Annotated in this window: 12 protein-coding genes; all 12 read left to right on the forward strand. The window is 72.9% G+C overall.

Annotated features, from left to right (window positions below):
- Positions 1–186 precede the first annotated feature (186 nt).
- The 12 genes from ileS (at position 187) to ftsY (ending at position 15,979) form a co-directional block, all read left to right on the forward strand.
- On the forward strand, positions 187–3,408 hold the full coding sequence (gene ileS / locus ASD18_RS14005; protein ID WP_056093033.1) for an isoleucine--tRNA ligase: 3,222 nt from the start codon (positions 187–189) through the stop codon (positions 3,406–3,408).
- The gene (locus ASD18_RS14010; protein WP_056093036.1) at positions 3,405–4,799 is read left to right on the forward strand and encodes a folylpolyglutamate synthase/dihydrofolate synthase family protein; all 1,395 of its coding nucleotides are present in this window, start codon (positions 3,405–3,407) and stop codon (positions 4,797–4,799) included. The genes ileS and ASD18_RS14010 overlap by 4 nt, the downstream gene beginning before the upstream one ends.
- 188 nt (positions 4,800–4,987) lie before the next feature.
- Positions 4,988–5,983, forward strand: coding sequence for a dihydroxyacetone kinase subunit DhaK (gene dhaK / locus ASD18_RS14015; RefSeq protein ID WP_056093041.1), 996 nt, complete (start codon positions 4,988–4,990; stop codon positions 5,981–5,983).
- Between the two features lie 61 nt (positions 5,984–6,044).
- Positions 6,045–6,677 (forward strand): dihydroxyacetone kinase subunit DhaL, encoded by a 633-nt coding sequence (gene dhaL, locus ASD18_RS14020; RefSeq protein WP_056093045.1) that lies wholly within the window; start codon positions 6,045–6,047, stop codon positions 6,675–6,677.
- Complete coding sequence (gene dhaM / locus ASD18_RS14025) at positions 6,674–7,393, forward strand: dihydroxyacetone kinase phosphoryl donor subunit DhaM (RefSeq protein WP_056093048.1); 720 nt, start codon at positions 6,674–6,676, stop codon at positions 7,391–7,393. The genes dhaL and dhaM overlap by 4 nt, the downstream gene beginning before the upstream one ends.
- A gap of 75 nt (positions 7,394–7,468) precedes the next feature.
- Positions 7,469–8,083: a TetR/AcrR family transcriptional regulator gene (locus tag ASD18_RS14030; protein ID WP_056093684.1), complete on the forward strand. Its 615-nt coding sequence runs from the start codon at positions 7,469–7,471 to the stop codon at positions 8,081–8,083.
- Between the two features lie 42 nt (positions 8,084–8,125).
- Positions 8,126–9,823, forward strand: a complete 1,698-nt coding sequence (locus ASD18_RS14035; protein ID WP_056093052.1) for an MDR family MFS transporter — start codon at positions 8,126–8,128, stop codon at positions 9,821–9,823.
- A gap of 9 nt (positions 9,824–9,832) precedes the next feature.
- Positions 9,833–10,234: a DUF4233 domain-containing protein gene (locus tag ASD18_RS14040; protein WP_056093056.1), complete on the forward strand. Its 402-nt coding sequence runs from the start codon at positions 9,833–9,835 to the stop codon at positions 10,232–10,234.
- 21 nt (positions 10,235–10,255) lie between these two features.
- Positions 10,256–10,690: a nucleoside-diphosphate kinase gene (gene ndk, locus ASD18_RS14045; RefSeq protein WP_056093059.1), complete on the forward strand. Its 435-nt coding sequence runs from the start codon at positions 10,256–10,258 to the stop codon at positions 10,688–10,690.
- A 46-nt stretch (positions 10,691–10,736) separates the two neighbouring features.
- Positions 10,737–14,303 (forward strand): chromosome segregation protein SMC, encoded by a 3,567-nt coding sequence (gene smc / locus ASD18_RS14050; protein WP_056093062.1) that lies wholly within the window; start codon positions 10,737–10,739, stop codon positions 14,301–14,303.
- Between the two features lie 102 nt (positions 14,304–14,405).
- Positions 14,406–14,735: a hypothetical protein gene (locus ASD18_RS14055; protein WP_056093065.1), complete on the forward strand. Its 330-nt coding sequence runs from the start codon at positions 14,406–14,408 to the stop codon at positions 14,733–14,735.
- Between the two features lie 59 nt (positions 14,736–14,794).
- Entirely contained in the window at positions 14,795–15,979 is a 1,185-nt protein-coding gene (gene ftsY, locus ASD18_RS14060; RefSeq protein WP_056093068.1) for a signal recognition particle-docking protein FtsY, read from the forward strand.
- The last annotated feature ends 42 nt before the right edge of the window (positions 15,980–16,021 follow it).

Genomic DNA, 16,021 nt, shown 5'->3' on the forward strand with positions numbered 1-16,021 from the left:
GCGAGCATCTCAGTAGAACCGGACGGGTAGGCCCGTCACAGCCCTCATCAAGTGGTCGACGCCCCGGTGACGGGGAGCCGGCAAGCGAGGTGGTACCGCGGTAGAGCCCGGCCGGTCCGGGTCCGATCGTCCTCGCAGCCGAGAGCGACGCACCCCACCGGGTGCCGACCACAGGAGAGCCGCACGGTGGCCTACCCGCTGCACCGCCAGAACGATGTCCCCGCGTCCCCGGACCTGCCGTCCCTCGAGAAGGACGTCCTGGCCTACTGGGACGCAGACGGCACCTTCCAGGCGTCCATCGATGCCCGCGAGGCCGGCGAGAACGGCAGCAACGAGTACGTCTTCTACGACGGCCCGCCGTTCGCCAACGGCCTGCCGCACTACGGCCACCTGCTCACCGGGTACGCCAAGGACGTCGTGCCGCGCTACCAGACCATGCGCGGCCACCGCGTCGAGCGCCGGTTCGGCTGGGACACCCACGGGCTGCCCGCCGAGCTCGAGGCGCAGCGCCTGCTCGGCATCACGGACACCGCCCAGATCGAGGAGATGGGCCTGGCCGCGTTCAACCAGGCGTGCCGCGAGTCCGTGCTGCGGTACACCGGCGAGTGGCGCGAGTACGTGACGCGCCAGGCGCGCTGGGTGGACTTCGACCACGACTACAAGACGCTCGACGTGACGTTCATGGAGTCGGTCATCTGGGCGTTCAAGCGCCTCTACGACCAGGACATGGCGTACGAGGGCTACCGCGTGCTGCCGTACTGCTGGCGCGACGAGACGCCGCTGTCCAACCACGAGCTGCGGATGGACGACGACGTCTACCAGTCGCGCCAGGACCCGGCGCTGACCGTCGGGCTGCGGCTCGAGACCGGCGAGCTGGCCCTCATCTGGACCACGACGCCGTGGACCCTGCCGAGCAACCTGGCGATCGCGGTCGGTCCGGACGTCGACTACGTGACCGTCGAGCCGGGACCCGGCTCGGCCCTCGCGGGGGAGCTCGTGGTGCTCGCGGCCGCGCGCTTGGGCGCCTACGCCAAGGAGCTCGGGGAGGCCACGGTCGTGGCCACCGTCAAGGGACGGGAGCTCGCGGGCCGCCGCTACACGCCGGCGTTCGACTACTTCGTCGGCCGCGAGAACGCCCACCAGGTGCTCCTCGGTGACTTCGTCACCACCGAGGACGGCTCGGGCATCGTGCACATGGCCCCCGCGTTCGGTGAGGACGACATGGTCGCGTGCGAGGCCGTCGGCATCGCGCCCGTCGTGCCCGTCGACTCCAAGGGCCTGTTCACCACCGAGGTGCCGGACTACGTCGGGCAGCTGGTGTTCGACGCCAACAAGCCGATCATCGCGGACCTCAAGGCCGGCACCGGACCGCTTGCGCGCGTCCCCGCGGACCAGCGCTCCGTCCTGGTGCGCCACGAGACCTACGAGCACTCCTACCCGCACTGCTGGCGCTGCCGGAACCCGCTGATCTACAAGGCCGTGACCAGCTGGTTCGTGCGTGTCAGCGACTTCCGCGACCGCATGGTGGAGCTCAACCAGGACATCTCCTGGACCCCGGAGCACATCAAGGACGGCCAGTTCGGCAAGTGGCTGTCCAACGCGCGCGACTGGTCGATCAGCCGCAACCGCTACTGGGGCACGCCGATCCCCGTGTGGGTGTCGGACGACCCGTCCTACCCGCGCGTGGACGTGTACGGCTCGCTGGCCGAGCTGGAGGCGGACTTCGGCCGCGTGCCGACGAACGAGGCGGGCGAGCCGGACCTGCACCGGCCGTTCATCGACGAGCTGACGCGCCCGAACCCGGACGACCCGACGGGCGCCTCGACCATGCGCCGGATCCCGGACGTCCTCGACGTCTGGTTCGACTCGGGCTCGATGCCGTTCGCCCAGGTGCACTACCCGTTCGAGAACGCCGACTGGTTCGAGCACCACTACCCGGGCGACTTCATCGTCGAGTACATCGGCCAGACCCGCGGCTGGTTCTACACGCTGCACGTGCTGGCCACCGCGCTGTTCGACCGGCCCGCGTTCCGCAACTGCATGTGCCACGGGATCGTGCTCGGCGACGACGGCCGCAAGGCCAGCAAGTCGCTGCGCAACTTCCCCGACCCGGTCGAGATGTGGGACGTGTACGGCTCCGACGCCGTGCGCTGGTTCCTCATGTCCAGCTCGATCCTGCGCGGCGGCAACCTCATCGTCGGCGAGGAGGGCATCCGCGACGGCGTGCGCCAGGTGCTGCTGCCGCTGTGGAGCACGTACTACTTCTTCGCCCTGTACGCCGGCGCGGCGGACAACGGCGCCGGGTACACGGCCACGCCGGTCGACGCGGCGCGTGCCGCCTCGCTCGCGCCCATGGACCGGTACGTCCTGGCGCGCACGCGGGACCTGGTGGAGCGCACCACGGAGCAGTTGGATGCCTACGACATCGCGGCCGCGTGCGAGACCGTGCGCGAGCACCTCGACGTGCTGACCAACTGGTACGTCCGCACGCAGCGGGACCGGTTCTGGGCCGAGGACGACGACGCGTTCGACACCCTCTGGACCTCGCTCGAGGCGCTCACGCGCGTCATGGCGCCCCTCGCGCCGCTGGTGTCGGAGGAGGTCTGGCGGGGGCTCACCGGCGGGCGCAGCGTGCACCTGACGGACTGGCCGACGGTGGACGACGACGCCGCGGACGACTCGCTCGTCGCCGCGATGGACCAGGTGCGCGCCGTCACGTCGACCGCGCTGGGCCTGCGCAAGGCCGCCGGCGTGCGCGTCCGGCAGCCGCTGCACACGCTCACGGTGGCGGTCGACGACGCGGACGCCCTCGCGCCGTACGCCGACCTGCTGGCGGCCGAGCTCAACGTCAAGCGCGTCGACCTGGTCACGGCCGACGCCGGCACCGCCGAGCGCTTCGGCATCACGCAGCGCCTCGCGGTGAACGCCCGCGCGGCCGGCCCCCGGCTCGGTCGGGGGGTGCAGGCCGTCATCCAGGCCGCGCGCTCCGGGGCGTGGCGCGTGGACGGCGACACGGTCGTGGTCACCACCGGCGACGGTGACGTGGCGCTCGAGGCCGCGGAGTACGAGCTGACGACCGTGGTGGGCGCCGAGGGTGGAGCCGCGGCGGTGCTGCCGGGCGGCGGGTTCGTCGTGCTCGACCTCACCCTGGACGACGACCTGCGCGCCGAGGGCTACGCCCGCGACGTGGTGCGCGCCGTCCAGGACGCGCGCAAGGCCGCCGGCCTGCAGGTGGGGGACCGGATCCTGCTCACGCTCGGCGTCCCGGCCGAGCACCTGGCCGCGGTCGAGCGGCACCAGGACACCATCGGGCGCGAGACCCTGGCCGTCTCGGTCACGGTCCAGGACGCCGTCGAGCAGCTCGAGGTCACGGTGGAAGCCGTCGACGCCGGAGGGTACGAGGCATGAGCCCACGCGAGCACGGCACCGGAGGCGCGGACCACCTGCGCACGCAGGCCGAGAAGGAGGCGCGGGACGCCGCGGACGAGGTGTACCGCGGCATCCTGGCGCGTGCCCCCGAGCACGAGATCGACCCGTCGTTCGACCGCACGCTCGCCGTCATGGAGCTGCTGGGGGATCCCCAGAAGGCCTACCGCGTCGTGCACATCACGGGCACCAACGGGAAGACGTCGACCGCGCGCATGGTCGAGCGGCTGGTCCGCGAGCACGGTCTGCGCACCGGCCGGTTCACCAGCCCGCACCTGTCGCGCGTCACCGAGCGGATCGTCATCGACGGTGAGCCCATCAGCGACGAGCAGTTCGTCGAGGTGTGGCAGGACGTCGCGCCGTACGTGCACCTGGTCGACCAGCGGTCGGCGCAGGAGGGCAAGCCGCAGCTCTCGTTCTTCGAGGTGTTCACCGTGATGGCGTTCGCGGCGTTCGCGGACGCCCCGGTGGACGTCGCCGTGATCGAGGTCGGCATGGGCGGGCTGTGGGACTCCACCAACGTCGCCGACGGCGAGGTCGCGATCATCACGCCGATCTCGATGGACCACGAGCGGTACCTCGGCGACACGTTGCTCGACATCGCGTCCGTCAAGGCGGGGATCGTCAAGGAGGGCGCGACCCTCGTCCTGGCGAGCCAGCAGGAGGACGTCGAGGGCGTCGTGCTGGCGGCCGCGGCCGAGAAGGGCGCGCGCGTCGTGCGCGAGGGCGTGGACATCGAGGTCGGCGAGCGCCAGGTGGCCGTGGGCGGTCAGCTCATCACCCTGCAGACGCTCGGCGGCACCTACACGGAGATCTTCCTGCCGCTGCACGGGGAGTTCCAGGCGCACAACGCCCTGCTGGCGCTGACCGCCGCGGAGGCTCTCCTGACCGGTGGGCGCGCCCTCGACCCGGGCATCGTCGAGGTCGCGTTCGCGGACGTGGACTCGCCCGGCAGGCTCGAGGTGGTGCGGTCCAGCCCCACGATCATCGTCGACGGCGCGCACAACCCGGCGGGCGTCGAGGCGCTGGTCACCGCGATCGAGGAGGCGTTCGAGTTCCACCGCCTCGTCGGCATCGTCGGGGTGATGGCGGACAAGGACCCCGAGGGGATGCTCTCGCTGCTCGAGCCCGTGCTCGCCGAGGTGGTGATCACGCGTGCATCGAACACCCGCGCGCTGGACGTCGAGGACCTCGCCGAGGTGGCGATCGACATCTTCGGGGAGGACCGGGTGCACGTGGCCGAGCGGCTCAACGACGCCCTCGACCTCGCCGTGTCGCGCGCGGAGAGCGAGGTCGAACGAGGATCGGGAGTGCTCGTCACCGGCTCGATCCTGCTCGTCGCGGAGGCCCGCCGGCTGCTGGGTCGCCCCTGACTCCTGGTCGCCCGTCCGGGTGGGACGGGCATGGTCGGACGCCGCTCTGCACGAACGTGCACCGACGGCGCACGTCCTCCCCTTGACGCCCGCATTGCCCGACAACAAGGTGAGGTTTGTCGGGACGCCGGAGTCCACGACGGACGTGCGGGCCCCGCCGTGGGTGCCCGGTGGAAGGGATGGCTGCAGTGAAGAAGCTCATCAACGACCCGCAGACCGTCGTGGCCGAGTCCCTGGAGGGCTTCGGCGCCGCGCACCCGGACGTCGTGACGATCCACTCCGACCCGTGGTTCGTCGCGCGAGCGGGCGGGGCGAGCGCCGGCAAGGTCGGGCTCGTGAGCGGGGGCGGCTCGGGCCACGAGCCGCTGCACGGCGGCTTCGTCGGCGTCGGCATGCTCGACGCGGCCGTCCCCGGAGCGATGTTCACGTCGCCGACCCCGGACCAGATCGCCCCGGCCATCCAGGCGGCCGACTCCGGCGCCGGTGTCCTGGCGATCGTGAAGAACTACACGGGCGACGTGCTCAACTTCGAGACCGCCGCGGAGCTCGCGGACGCCGAGGGCGTGACCGTCCGCACCGTCGTGGTCAACGACGACGTCGCCGTCGAGGACTCGCTCTACACGGCCGGGCGTCGCGGCGTGGCCGGCACGGTCGCCGTCGAGAAGATCGCGGGCGCCGCCGCCGAGCGCGGCGACGACCTGGACGCGGTCGCCGCCGTGGCCGAGAAGGTCATCGCGAACGTCCGGTCCATGGGGGTCGCGCTCACCGCGTGCACGGTCCCGCACGCGGGGAAGCCGAGCTTCGACCTGCCCGACGACGAGATCGAGATCGGTATCGGCATCCACGGCGAGCCGGGCCGGCGTCGCATCCCGCTGGCGGGCGCGGACGAGATCACGGAGATGCTGCTGACGCCGGTCGCGGACGACCTGAACCTGGCCGGCGGCGAGAAGGTGCTGCTCTTCGTCAACGGCATGGGCGGCACCCCCGCGTCGGAGCTCTACGTCGTCTATCGTCGGGCTCGCGCGTTGCTGGAGGAGCGGGGGGTCGAGGTGACCCGCTCGCTCGTCGGCAACTACGTGACATCGCTGGAGATGCAGGGTGCGTCGGTGACCGTGCTCCGTCTGGACGACGAGCTGACCGCCCTGTGGGACGCCCCCGTGCACACCACCGCCCTGCGCTGGTGACCGGACGAGGACCGTCGGCAGAAGCGTGGAACTCATCTGACTTGCTCGAGGGAGCGTGGGCATGACGCTGGACGTGGCATGGGCGGTCGACTGGGTGCGCCGCTCGGCGCAGACCGTCATCGAGCACCGGGACGAGCTGATCGAGCTCGACCGTCAGATCGGCGACGGTGACCACGGCGAGAACATGACCCGCGGCTTCACGGCGGTCGTGGCCAAGCTCGACGCGCTCGACGCGGCGCCCGCGGACATCGGCGAGGTGCTCAAGCTCGTTGCCACCACGCTCATGTCGACGGTCGGTGGTGCGGCCGGTCCGCTCTACGGCACCGCGTACCTGCGGGCGGCGAAAGCGACCGGGGTCCCCGAGCTCGACAGCCAGGGGGTCGTCGCGCTCCTGGAGGCGGCGCTCGAGGGGATCGTGGCGCGCGGCAAGGCGACGACGGGCGAGAAGACGATGGTCGACGCGTGGACGCCGGCCACCGAGGCCGCCGTCGCCGCCGCCGACTCCGGCGCCTCGCCCGCCGACGTGCTCAGTGCGGCGGCGGACGCCGCCCACGAGGGCGCGGAGGCGACCATCCCGCTCGTCGCCACCAAGGGCCGGGCCAGCTACCTGGGCGAACGGTCGGCGGGTCACCTCGATCCCGGGGCGCGTTCCACCGAGCTCATCCTGCGCGCCGCCGCCCAGGCCGCCGAGTGAGCGGCGGGACCGTCGAGCGCGAGCCGGCACCGGTCGCGCTCGTCCTGGTCTCGCACTCGCGCGCGCTCGCCGAGGGCGCCGTGGAGCTGGCGGAGCAGATGGCCCCGGGGGTGCTGCTCATCGCGGCGGGCGGCATGCAGGACGGCGGCCTCGGCACCAGCTACGACACCGTGGAGGCGGCGCTCACGCACGCGACGCAGGACGGCCGGTCGGCGGTCGTGCTCACCGACCTCGGCTCGGCCGTGCTCACCGCGGAGTCGGTCCTGGACCTGCTGGACGAGGACCTCGCCGCGCGGGTGCGGCTCGCGGACGCGCCGTTCGTCGAGGGGGCGGTGGCCGCGGCCGTCACGGCGCACGGGGGAGCGGACCTCGCGGGCGTGCTCGCGTCCGCCGAGCACGCCGGGTCGACGTTCGCGTCCGCCGCGGCACCGACGGAGGCCGCAGCGGCGTCGGACGACGGGGTGCTGCGGGCCACCACGGTGCTGCGCAACCCGCTCGGTCTGCACGCCCGGCCCGCGGCCGTCGTCGCGCGCATGCTCGCCGCGTACGACGCCAAGGTCCGCGTGAACGGCGCCAACGCCGCCAGCGTTCTCGAGCTGATGAAGCTGGGCGCCAAGCAGGGCGTGGAGCTCCGGATCGAGGCGGAGGGCGCCCAGGCGGCCGAGGCCCGGGACGCGCTCGTCGCGGCCGTCGAGGGCGGGTTCGGCGAGGTCTGACGCGCGTCCCGTGTGAGGGACGGCACAGAAAGGTGCGTTCACTGCAAAGTTGCAGTGCGTGTAAAGTTGCACCTCGTGCAGAACACTCCGGTCGACCAGCCCGAGGTCCTCGGCCTGCGTGAGCGCAAGAAGCGCGCGCGGCGCGAGGCGCTGATCGACGCGACCCACCGCCTGGTCGGCGAGCACGGCCTCGACGCGGTCACGGTCGACGCGATCTGCGAGGAGGCCGGGGTCTCCGTCCGCACCTTCTTCAACTACTTCGAGACCAAGGACGACGCGGCGCTCGGCCACGCCCCGTGGCAGCTCGAGACGCCCGCCGGCGAGGTCTTCGCGGCCGGCGGGCCCACGGGGCACCTGATGCTCGATCTCCAGGCGCTCGCGGTCTCGTTCCTCACCGACCCGCCGATCGGCCGCGAGCGGCTCGCCCGCGCCATGGAGCTCGCCGCGAAGGAGCCGAGGCTCGTCGCCCGGCACCTGGCCTGGTTCGAGCAGCACAAGGGCCAGCTGTTCGCGCTGGTGGAGCGCCGGCTCGGGCAGGACGGACCCCACACGCCCGAGATGGTCGGCTCGGTGCTGCTCTTCCTCACGCACGCGACGTTCCTGCGCTGGGACGCCGCCGGTGGCCACGGTGCCGCGGACGACCACCTGTCGGCCGTCGTCACCGAGCTCCGCTCGATCCTGTCCGACTGACTTCCGCCTCCCGACCACCCTTTCAGAACGAGGTTCCCCCGCATGGCCATCGCAGCCACCGAGGCACCAGCGGCCGACAAGCCGCTGATCCACCTGACCCCCAAGACCGTCTGGCTCATCTTCGGTGCGCTCATGGCGGGCATGTTCATGTCCTCGCTCGACCAGTCGATCGTCGGCACCGCGATGCCCACGATCGTCGGCGAGCTGAACGGCGTCGAGCACCAGGGCTGGGTGGTCACCGCCTACATCCTGGCGATCGCGATCGTCATGCCGCTCTACGGCAAGTTCGGTGACCTGTGGGGCCGCCGCTGGCCATTCCTCATCGCCATCGGCCTGTTCACCCTCGCCTCGGCAGGTGCCGGGTTCGCCCAGTCGTTCGGTGAGCTCGTGTTCTGGCGCGGTGTGCAAGGCCTCGGCGGCGGCGGGCTGATGATCCTGTCGCAGGCGATCATCGCGGACATCGTGCCCGCCAAGGACCGCGGCAAGTACATGGGCCCGATGGGTGCCCTGTTCGGCATCTCGGCCGTCATCGGCCCGCTCCTGGGTGGCCTGTTCACGCAGCACGCCGACTGGCGCTGGTGCTTCTGGATCAACATCCCGATCGGCCTCGCGGCGTTCGCCGTGGCCTGGTTCACCCTCAAGCTCCCGACGCACCGCTCCGGCAAGAAGATCGACGTCGCGGGCATCTTCTTCATGGTCGTCGCCACGTCCGGCCTCGTCCTGGCCACCAGCTGGGACAGCTGGACGGGCAACCGCGGCTACGACTGGTCCGACCCGGGCCTGCTCGCCCTCGTGATCGGCACGCTCGTCTCGATCGCCGCGTTCATCATGGTCGAGCTGCGCGCCGAGGAGCCCCTGCTGCCGCTGCGCCTCTTCAAGAACCCGACCTTCACCATCGCCACCGCGATCGGCCTCATCCTCGGCATGGGCATGTTCTCCGCCCTGGCGTTCCTGCCGACGTTCCTGCAGATGTCGACCGGCGCGGGCGTCACCGAGTCGGGCTTCCTGCTGCTGCCGATGATGGTCGGTGTCATGATCACCGCCATCGGCTCGGGTATCGCGATCACCAGGACCGGCCGGTACAAGATCTTCCCCGTGGTCGGCCTCGCCATCACCACGGGCGGCGTCGCGTGGCTCACGCAGATCACCGGGGACATGTCGATGTGGCTCTTCGGCGCCATGATCTTCGTGCTCGGTGCGGGCATGGGCCTGGTCATGCAGACGATCGTGCTGGCCGTGCAGAACTCGGTCGACCCGCACGAGATCGGTACCGCGACCAGCACGAACAACTTCTTCCGCGAGATCGGTGCGGCGGTCGGGACGGCGCTGTTCAGCACCATGTTCACCACGAAGCTGGCGGACAACCTGGCCGGGGTCTTCGCCGGGGCGCCCGCGGGTTCGGGCGGCGAGGCCTCCAGCCTCACGCCCGCCGCGGTCCAGGCCCTGCCCGAGCCGCTGAAGACCGGGGTCATCGACGCGTTCACCAACGCGCTCGCGCCCTCGTTCTGGTACCTCGTCCCCGTGATCGCCGTCGGCTTCGTCCTCGCCCTGTTCCTGCGTGAGGTCAAGCTGTCCGACGTGGCCGGCATGGTCGCCCGTGGCGAGGCCCTCGCGGCCGACGGCTCGGGCGTGGCCTCGGCCTCGGGCATCATCGACGAGCTCTCGGCCTCCCCGCACGACGAGCTCCCGACCCAGCGGGACACCGCCTCGGACGACGTCGAGACCTCCGCCCGCCGGTAACCTCGTCGCATGAGCTCCACCGTCCCGGACGGCCAGGCCGTGCGCCGCAAGCGTCCCGCGAAGCCCCAGTTCACCCAGACGATCCTCATCCTCGAGGCCGTCCTGGTGTTCTTCGCGACGCTCGTGGCGTACGGCCTGCGGCTCGCTCCCGCCTCCACCATCTGGTGGGTGGGCGGGAGCCTGTCCGTGGTGCTGGTCCTGCTGTCGGGCCTGGTGTCCCGGCCCGGCGGCTACCTCGCCGGCTCGATCGTCCAGGTGTTCGTCCTGGCGGGCGGGTTCGTGATCCCGATGATGTTCGCGGTGGGCGCGATCTTCGTCGTCCTGTGGGTCGTCGCGCTGCGCCTCGGGGGCAAGATCGACCGGGAGCGGGCGGAGTACGACGCGGCGAACCCGGGAGCGGTCGGTCCGTAGAGTCCGGTTAGGGTTCAGGCCATGACTGACGCACCCACCACGCAGCGCACCCTCGTCCTGGTCAAGCCGGACGGCGTCCGCCGCGGCCTGTCCGGGGAGATCGTCCGCCGCATCGAGGCCAAGGGCTACACCCTCGTCGCCGTCGAGCTCCGTGAGGCCTCCGAGGAGCTGCTGGCCGAGCACTACGCCGAGCACGCGGGCAAGCCCTTCCTCACGCCGCTGATCGAGTTCATGCGCTCCGGCCCGGTCCTCGCGGTCGTCGCCGAGGGCCACCGCGCGATCGAGGGCTTCCGTTCGCTCGCCGGCGCCACCGACCCGACGGTCGCCGCGCCCGGCACCATCCGGGGCGACCTGGGGCGCGACTGGGGCCTCAAGGTCATCCAGAACCTCGTGCACGGGTCGGACTCCGAGGAGTCGGCCGCGCGCGAGATCTCCCTCTGGTTCCCCGCGCTCTGACCTCAGCCTCCCCGGAGCTGAGGTGCGCGCACCTTAGGCTCTGTGCGTGCACCTCAAGACCCTCACCCTGCGGGGGTTCAAGTCGTTCGCCTCGGCGACGACCCTGAACTTCGAGCCGGGCGTCACCTGCGTGGTCGGGCCCAACGGCTCGGGCAAGTCCAACGTCGTCGACGCCTTGGCCTGGGTGATGGGGGAGCAGGGCGCCAAGTCGCTGCGCGGCGGCAAGATGGAGGACGTCATCTTCGCCGGCACCGCCGGGCGTCCGCCGCTGGGCCGCGCCGAGGTGGCGCTCACCATCGACAACGCCGACGGCGCCCTGCCCATCGAGTACTCCGAGGTCACCATCTCGCGGACTCTGTTCCGCAACGGCGGGTCCGAGTACGCGATCAACGGCCAGGGCTGCCGCCTGCTGGACATCCAGGACCTGCTGTCGGACTCCGGCCTGGGCCGGGAGATGCACGTCATCGTCGGCCAGGGCCAGCTCGACGCGGTGCTGCGCGCCACCCCCGAGGAGCGTCGGGGGTTCATCGAGGAGGCCGCGGGGGTCCTCAAGCACCGCAAGCGCAAGGAGAAGGCGCTCCGCAAGCTGGAGTCGATGCAGGCCAACCTCACGCGGCTCGGTGACCTGACCGGGGAGATCCGCCGCCAGCTCGGCCCGCTCGGCCGGCAGGCGGAGGTCGCCCGCAAGGCCGCGGTGGTCCAGGCGGACCTGCGCGACGCCCGCGCCCGGCTGCTCGCCGACGACCTCGCGCAGCTGACCTCCACGCTCGAGCAGGAGATCGCCGACGAGAGCGCCCTGCGCGCCCGCCGCGAGGAGGTCGAGGGTGCGCTCGCCACGACGCGAGCCCGCCTGGCCACCCTCGAGCGCGAGGCCGCCGAGGCCGCGCCCGCCCTGAGCGAGGCGAGCGAGGTCTGGTACCGGCTGTCGTCGCTGCGCGAGCGGCTGCGGGGTACGGCCTCGCTGGCTGCCGACCGCGTGCGCCTGCTCGGCAGCGCGGGGCCCGAGCGCGCCGGAGGGTCAGACCCGGACGACCTCGCCGCCCAGGCCGAGCGCGTCCGCGCGGCCGAGGCCGAGCTCGCGGCCGAGGTCGAGCTCGCCCGGGCCGCTCTCGAGGCTGCCGTCACGGCCCGCCAGGAGGCCGAGGCGGAGGCCACGGGGGCCGAGAAGGAGGTCGCCACCGCGCTGCGGGGCGCTGCCGACCGCCGCGAGGGCGTGGCGCGCCTGGCCGGCCAGGTCGCCGCACGCCGCAGCCGCGTCGAGGCGACGCAGGCCGAGCTCGGGCGCCTGCGCGAGTCCCTGGCGGCCGCCGAGCAGCGGGGGCAGGAGGCGACGACCGAGTTCGCCGTGCTCGAGTCCCAGGTGGCCGGGGTCGAGGAGGGCGAGGAGGGGCTCGACGCCGAGCACGAGGCGGCCGTCGAGGCCCTCGAGCAGGCGACCGAGCGGCTGAGCACGCTCCAGGACCGGCTGGGCGCCGCCGAGCGCGAGCGTGCCGCGCTGGAGTCCCGGGCCGAGACCCTCGAGCTCAGCCTGACGCGTAAGGACGGCGTCGGGGCGTTGCTCGCCGCGGACGGCCAGCCCGGTCTGGTCGGGTCCGTCGCGGCGCTGCTGGCGGTCGACCCGGAGAACGAGGAGGCGATCGTCGCCGCGCTCGGTGCGGTGGCCGACGCCGTCGCGGTCGACTCGGTCGACGCGGCCGTGGACGCCATCCGCTACCTGCGCACCGAGGACGCGGGCCGCGCGACGCTCCTGGTCAGCGGCGCCACGGCGGCCGCGACACCCGTGACCGACGTGCCGGCCGGCGCATCGCGTGCGGTCGACCTCGTGCGCGCCCCGGAGCACGTGCGGGCCGCGGTCGAGACGCTGCTCGCCGACGTGGTGGTCGTCGACGACCTCGCGGCTGCGCGGGCGATCGTCGCCGTCCGGCCCGACCTCGTCGTCGCCACCCGCACCGGCGACGTCCTGTCCCAGCACCGCGCGTCCGGCGGCTCGGCGACGGCCCCGAGCGCGCTGCACCTGCAGGCGGCACTCGACCAGGCACGCTCCGGCGCGTCCCGAGCCACCGCGGACGCCGAGCGCCTCCGGTTCGAGCTCTCCGGCGCCACCGAGGCCCTCTCGGCGGCCCGTGAGGCGCACGAGCGCACCCTCGACCGGCTCAACGAGTCCGACGCCGCGCTGGCCGCCGTCGCCGAGCAGCTGGGCCACCTCGGCTCGACGGCCCGTGCCGCGAACGCCGAGGCGGCGCGGCTGCAGCAGTCGCTCGAGGCGGCGTCGCAGACGCTCCAGGCCGACAGCGCTGAGCTGGCCGAGCTCACCGAGCGCCTCGCGGCGGCCGAGGTCGAGCCGGCCGAGAGCGAGGCGGCGATCGTCGAGGGCAGCGCCCGTCGCGACCGGCTGGCCGAGCTGGCGTCGGGTGCGCGCGCCCGGGAGACCGAGGCGCGGCTGACCCTGCGGACCGGCGAGGAGCGGGCACGGGCGCTCTCCGGCCGGGCCGAGTCCCTCGAGCGGGCCGCCCAGTCCGAGCGGGTGGCCCGCGAGCGCGCCGCCGAGCGCGAGCGCGCCCGGTCGCGCCAGGCGACCGTGGCCCAGTCGGTGCGCGACGGGGCAACGAAGGCGCTGGTGGTGCTGGACGAGTCCCTGCGGCGGGCGTCGGCGGAACGCGACGCGGCCGAGACTGCTCGTGGCGAGCGGGACCGCGAGGTCACCGCCGCGCGCGCCGAGGTCGACGTCCGCGCCGCCGAGCTGGCCCAGCTCACCGACGTCGCCCACCGCGACGAGGTGGCCCGCACCCAGCAGCGGCTGCGGATCGAGGCGCTGCAGGCGCGCGCGATCGACGACCTGGGCCTGGACCCGGCCGTCCTGCTCGACGAGTACGGGCCGCACCAGCCCGTCCCCGTGATCACCGTGCCGGGTGCGGAGGTGGACCCCGACGCACCGACCGAGGTCCCGTACGTGCGCGAGCAGCAGGAGAAGCGGCTGCGTGCCGCCGAGCGCGCGCTCTCGCTGCTCGGCCGCGTCAACCCGCTGGCGCTCGAGGAGTTCGCCGCGCTGGAGGAGCGCCACCAGTTCCTGGTGGAGCAGCTGGCGGACCTGAAGAAGTCCCGCACCGACCTGCTCGAGATCGTCCGCGAGATCGACGAGCGCGTCGAGCAGGTGTTCGCCGAGGCCTACCGCGACACCGCCGCGGCGTTCGACGTCGTCTTCCCGCGGCTGTTCCCGGGGGGCGAGGGCCGGCTCGTGCTCACCGACCCGGACAACATGCTGACCACCGGCATCGAGGTCGAGGCGCGCCCGGCCGGCAAGAAGGTCAAGCGGCTGTCGCTGCTCTCGGGCGGCGAGCGGTCGCTCACCGCGGTCGCCCTGCTCGTGGCCATCTTCAAGGCGCGGCCCAGCCCGTTCTACGTGATGGACGAGGTCGAGGCCGCCCTGGACGACGCCAACCTCGGCCGGTTGCTCGAGCTCTTCCGTGAGCTCCAGGAGGACTCGCAGCTCATCGTGGTCACGCACCAGAAGCGCACGATGGAGATCGCCGACGCCCTGTACGGCGTCACGATGCGCGGCGACGGCGTCACCACCGTCATCAGCCAGCGGATGCGCGAGGACGTCGCCGTCTGACCGGTGCGGGCTCACCCTGCAGCGTGTGGAGATTGTGTGCCGTTTGACGCTCCCTGAGCGTGGGGCGCAGACGGACCGACGATCGGCGCGGACACTGGGGGCATGGCCATCTTCGTCGCGATCTTTCTGGCCCTCCTCGTCGCCGCCGGGGTGCTGCTCGCTGCGAGCGTCGCCAGCTCGGCCAAGGACAAGGGTGAGTCCCCGTTCCGCACCTTCCGCACCGCGTGGTCGGGGCGGAAGAACCCCGACACCGACCAGCGTGCGGCGGCCGACGCCGCCGCGGTGGAGCCGGTCGACCTCTCGCTCGCCCAGTTCCTGCGAGAGACGGTCGACGAGGGTGAGGCGTACCTGCAGGTGGACGACCTCGCGGCAACCCTCCAGCGGGCCCGCGACAAGGCCGCGGGCGTGCTGCCCGGCAACCGCAACCGCTGAGGTCTGCCGTCTGACGCGCCGGTTCGCGTCCTGAGCCTGCCGCCCGACAGACTGTCCCGGTGACCAACGAGACGCTCGAGATCCTCCTGGCCGCCGGAATCCCGACGGTCATCGCCGTCGCGCTGGCGACCGTCTTCGTCCGCCGCCGTCGCGGCTCGACGACCGACGAGGCGCCCCCGACCGTCGACGTGCCGGCCCCGGCGCCGGCTCCGGAGGTCGACGCCCCCGCGGCCACGGCCCCTGCGCCACCCACCGAGGTGCTGCCCGAGGAGGCCGAGGCGCCCCCGGCCCTCGAGGTCCCGGCGCCGGTCGCCGGTCGGCTCTCCCGGCTGCGGGACCGGCTCGCCCGCTCCGGGTCGCCGCTGGGCACCCGCCTGCTCGCCGTCCTGTCCAAGGACCACCTCACCGAGGACGACTGGGACGAGCTCGAGGAGACCCTGCTCCTGGCCGACGTCGGTGCAGGCCCCTCCGCTGAGCTCATCGACGCCCTGCGCACGCGCGTCCGCGTCGAGGGCCTCAAAGACCCGGCGCACGTCCGCGCGCTCCTGCGTGAGCAGCTCCTCGCGCTCGTCGACCCGTCCCTCGACCGCAGCCTGAACACTGCGCACGGGGCGGCCGCCGACGGCTCGCAGGTCCCCGCGGTCGTCCTGGTCGTGGGCGTCAACGGCACCGGCAAGACCACGACGGTCGGCAAGCTCGCGCGCGTGCTCGTCGCCGAGGGGAAGACGGTCGTGCTCGGTGCGGCGGACACGTTCCGCGCGGCCGCCGCCGACCAGCTGCAGACGTGGGGCTCGCGCGTCGGCGTGCACACGGTCCGGTCGGACCGCGACGGCGCCGACCCCGCGGCCGTGGCGTTCGACGCCGTCCGCACGGGCCGCGCCGAGGGGATCGACGTGGTGCTCGTGGACACCGCCGGACGCCTGCAGAACAAGGCCGGGCTGATGGACGAGCTCGGCAAGATCACCCGCGTGATCACGCGCGAGGCGCCCCTGTCCGAGGTGCTCCTGGTGCTCGACGCGACCACCGGGCAGAACGGTCTGAACCAGGCGCGCGTGTTCAGCGAGGTCGCCGGCGTGACGGGCATCGTGCTCACCAAGCTCGACGGCACGGCCAAGGGCGGGATCGTCGTCGCCGTGCAGCGCGAGCTGGGCGTCCCGGTCAAGCTGGTCGGCCTCGGCGAGGGCCCGGACGACCTGGCGCCGTTCGACCCGGAGGCCTTCGTCGACGCCCTGCTCCAGGGCTGAGACGGGGGATCGAGGTCGGCGGCGACCCCGGCGTCTCGAGGG

Source organism: Cellulomonas sp. Root137, assembly GCF_001426725.1.
Classification (GTDB): Bacteria; Actinomycetota; Actinomycetes; order Actinomycetales; family Cellulomonadaceae; genus Cellulomonas.

What these genes read in the sequence shown, in the direction of transcription:
- ASD18_RS14010 (WP_056093036.1), top strand. Translation starts at nt 3,405, where the DNA reads ATGAGCCCACGCGAGCACGGCACCGGAGGCGCGGACCACCTGCGCACG.
- dhaL (WP_056093045.1), top strand. Translation starts at nt 6,045, where the DNA reads ATGACGCTGGACGTGGCATGGGCGGTCGACTGGGTGCGCCGCTCGGCG.
- ASD18_RS14035 (WP_056093052.1), top strand. Translation starts at nt 8,126, where the DNA reads ATGGCCATCGCAGCCACCGAGGCACCAGCGGCCGACAAGCCGCTGATC.
- ASD18_RS14040 (WP_056093056.1), top strand. Translation starts at nt 9,833, where the DNA reads ATGAGCTCCACCGTCCCGGACGGCCAGGCCGTGCGCCGCAAGCGTCCC.
- ndk (WP_056093059.1), top strand. Translation starts at nt 10,256, where the DNA reads ATGACTGACGCACCCACCACGCAGCGCACCCTCGTCCTGGTCAAGCCG.
- ASD18_RS14055 (WP_056093065.1), top strand. Translation starts at nt 14,406, where the DNA reads ATGGCCATCTTCGTCGCGATCTTTCTGGCCCTCCTCGTCGCCGCCGGG.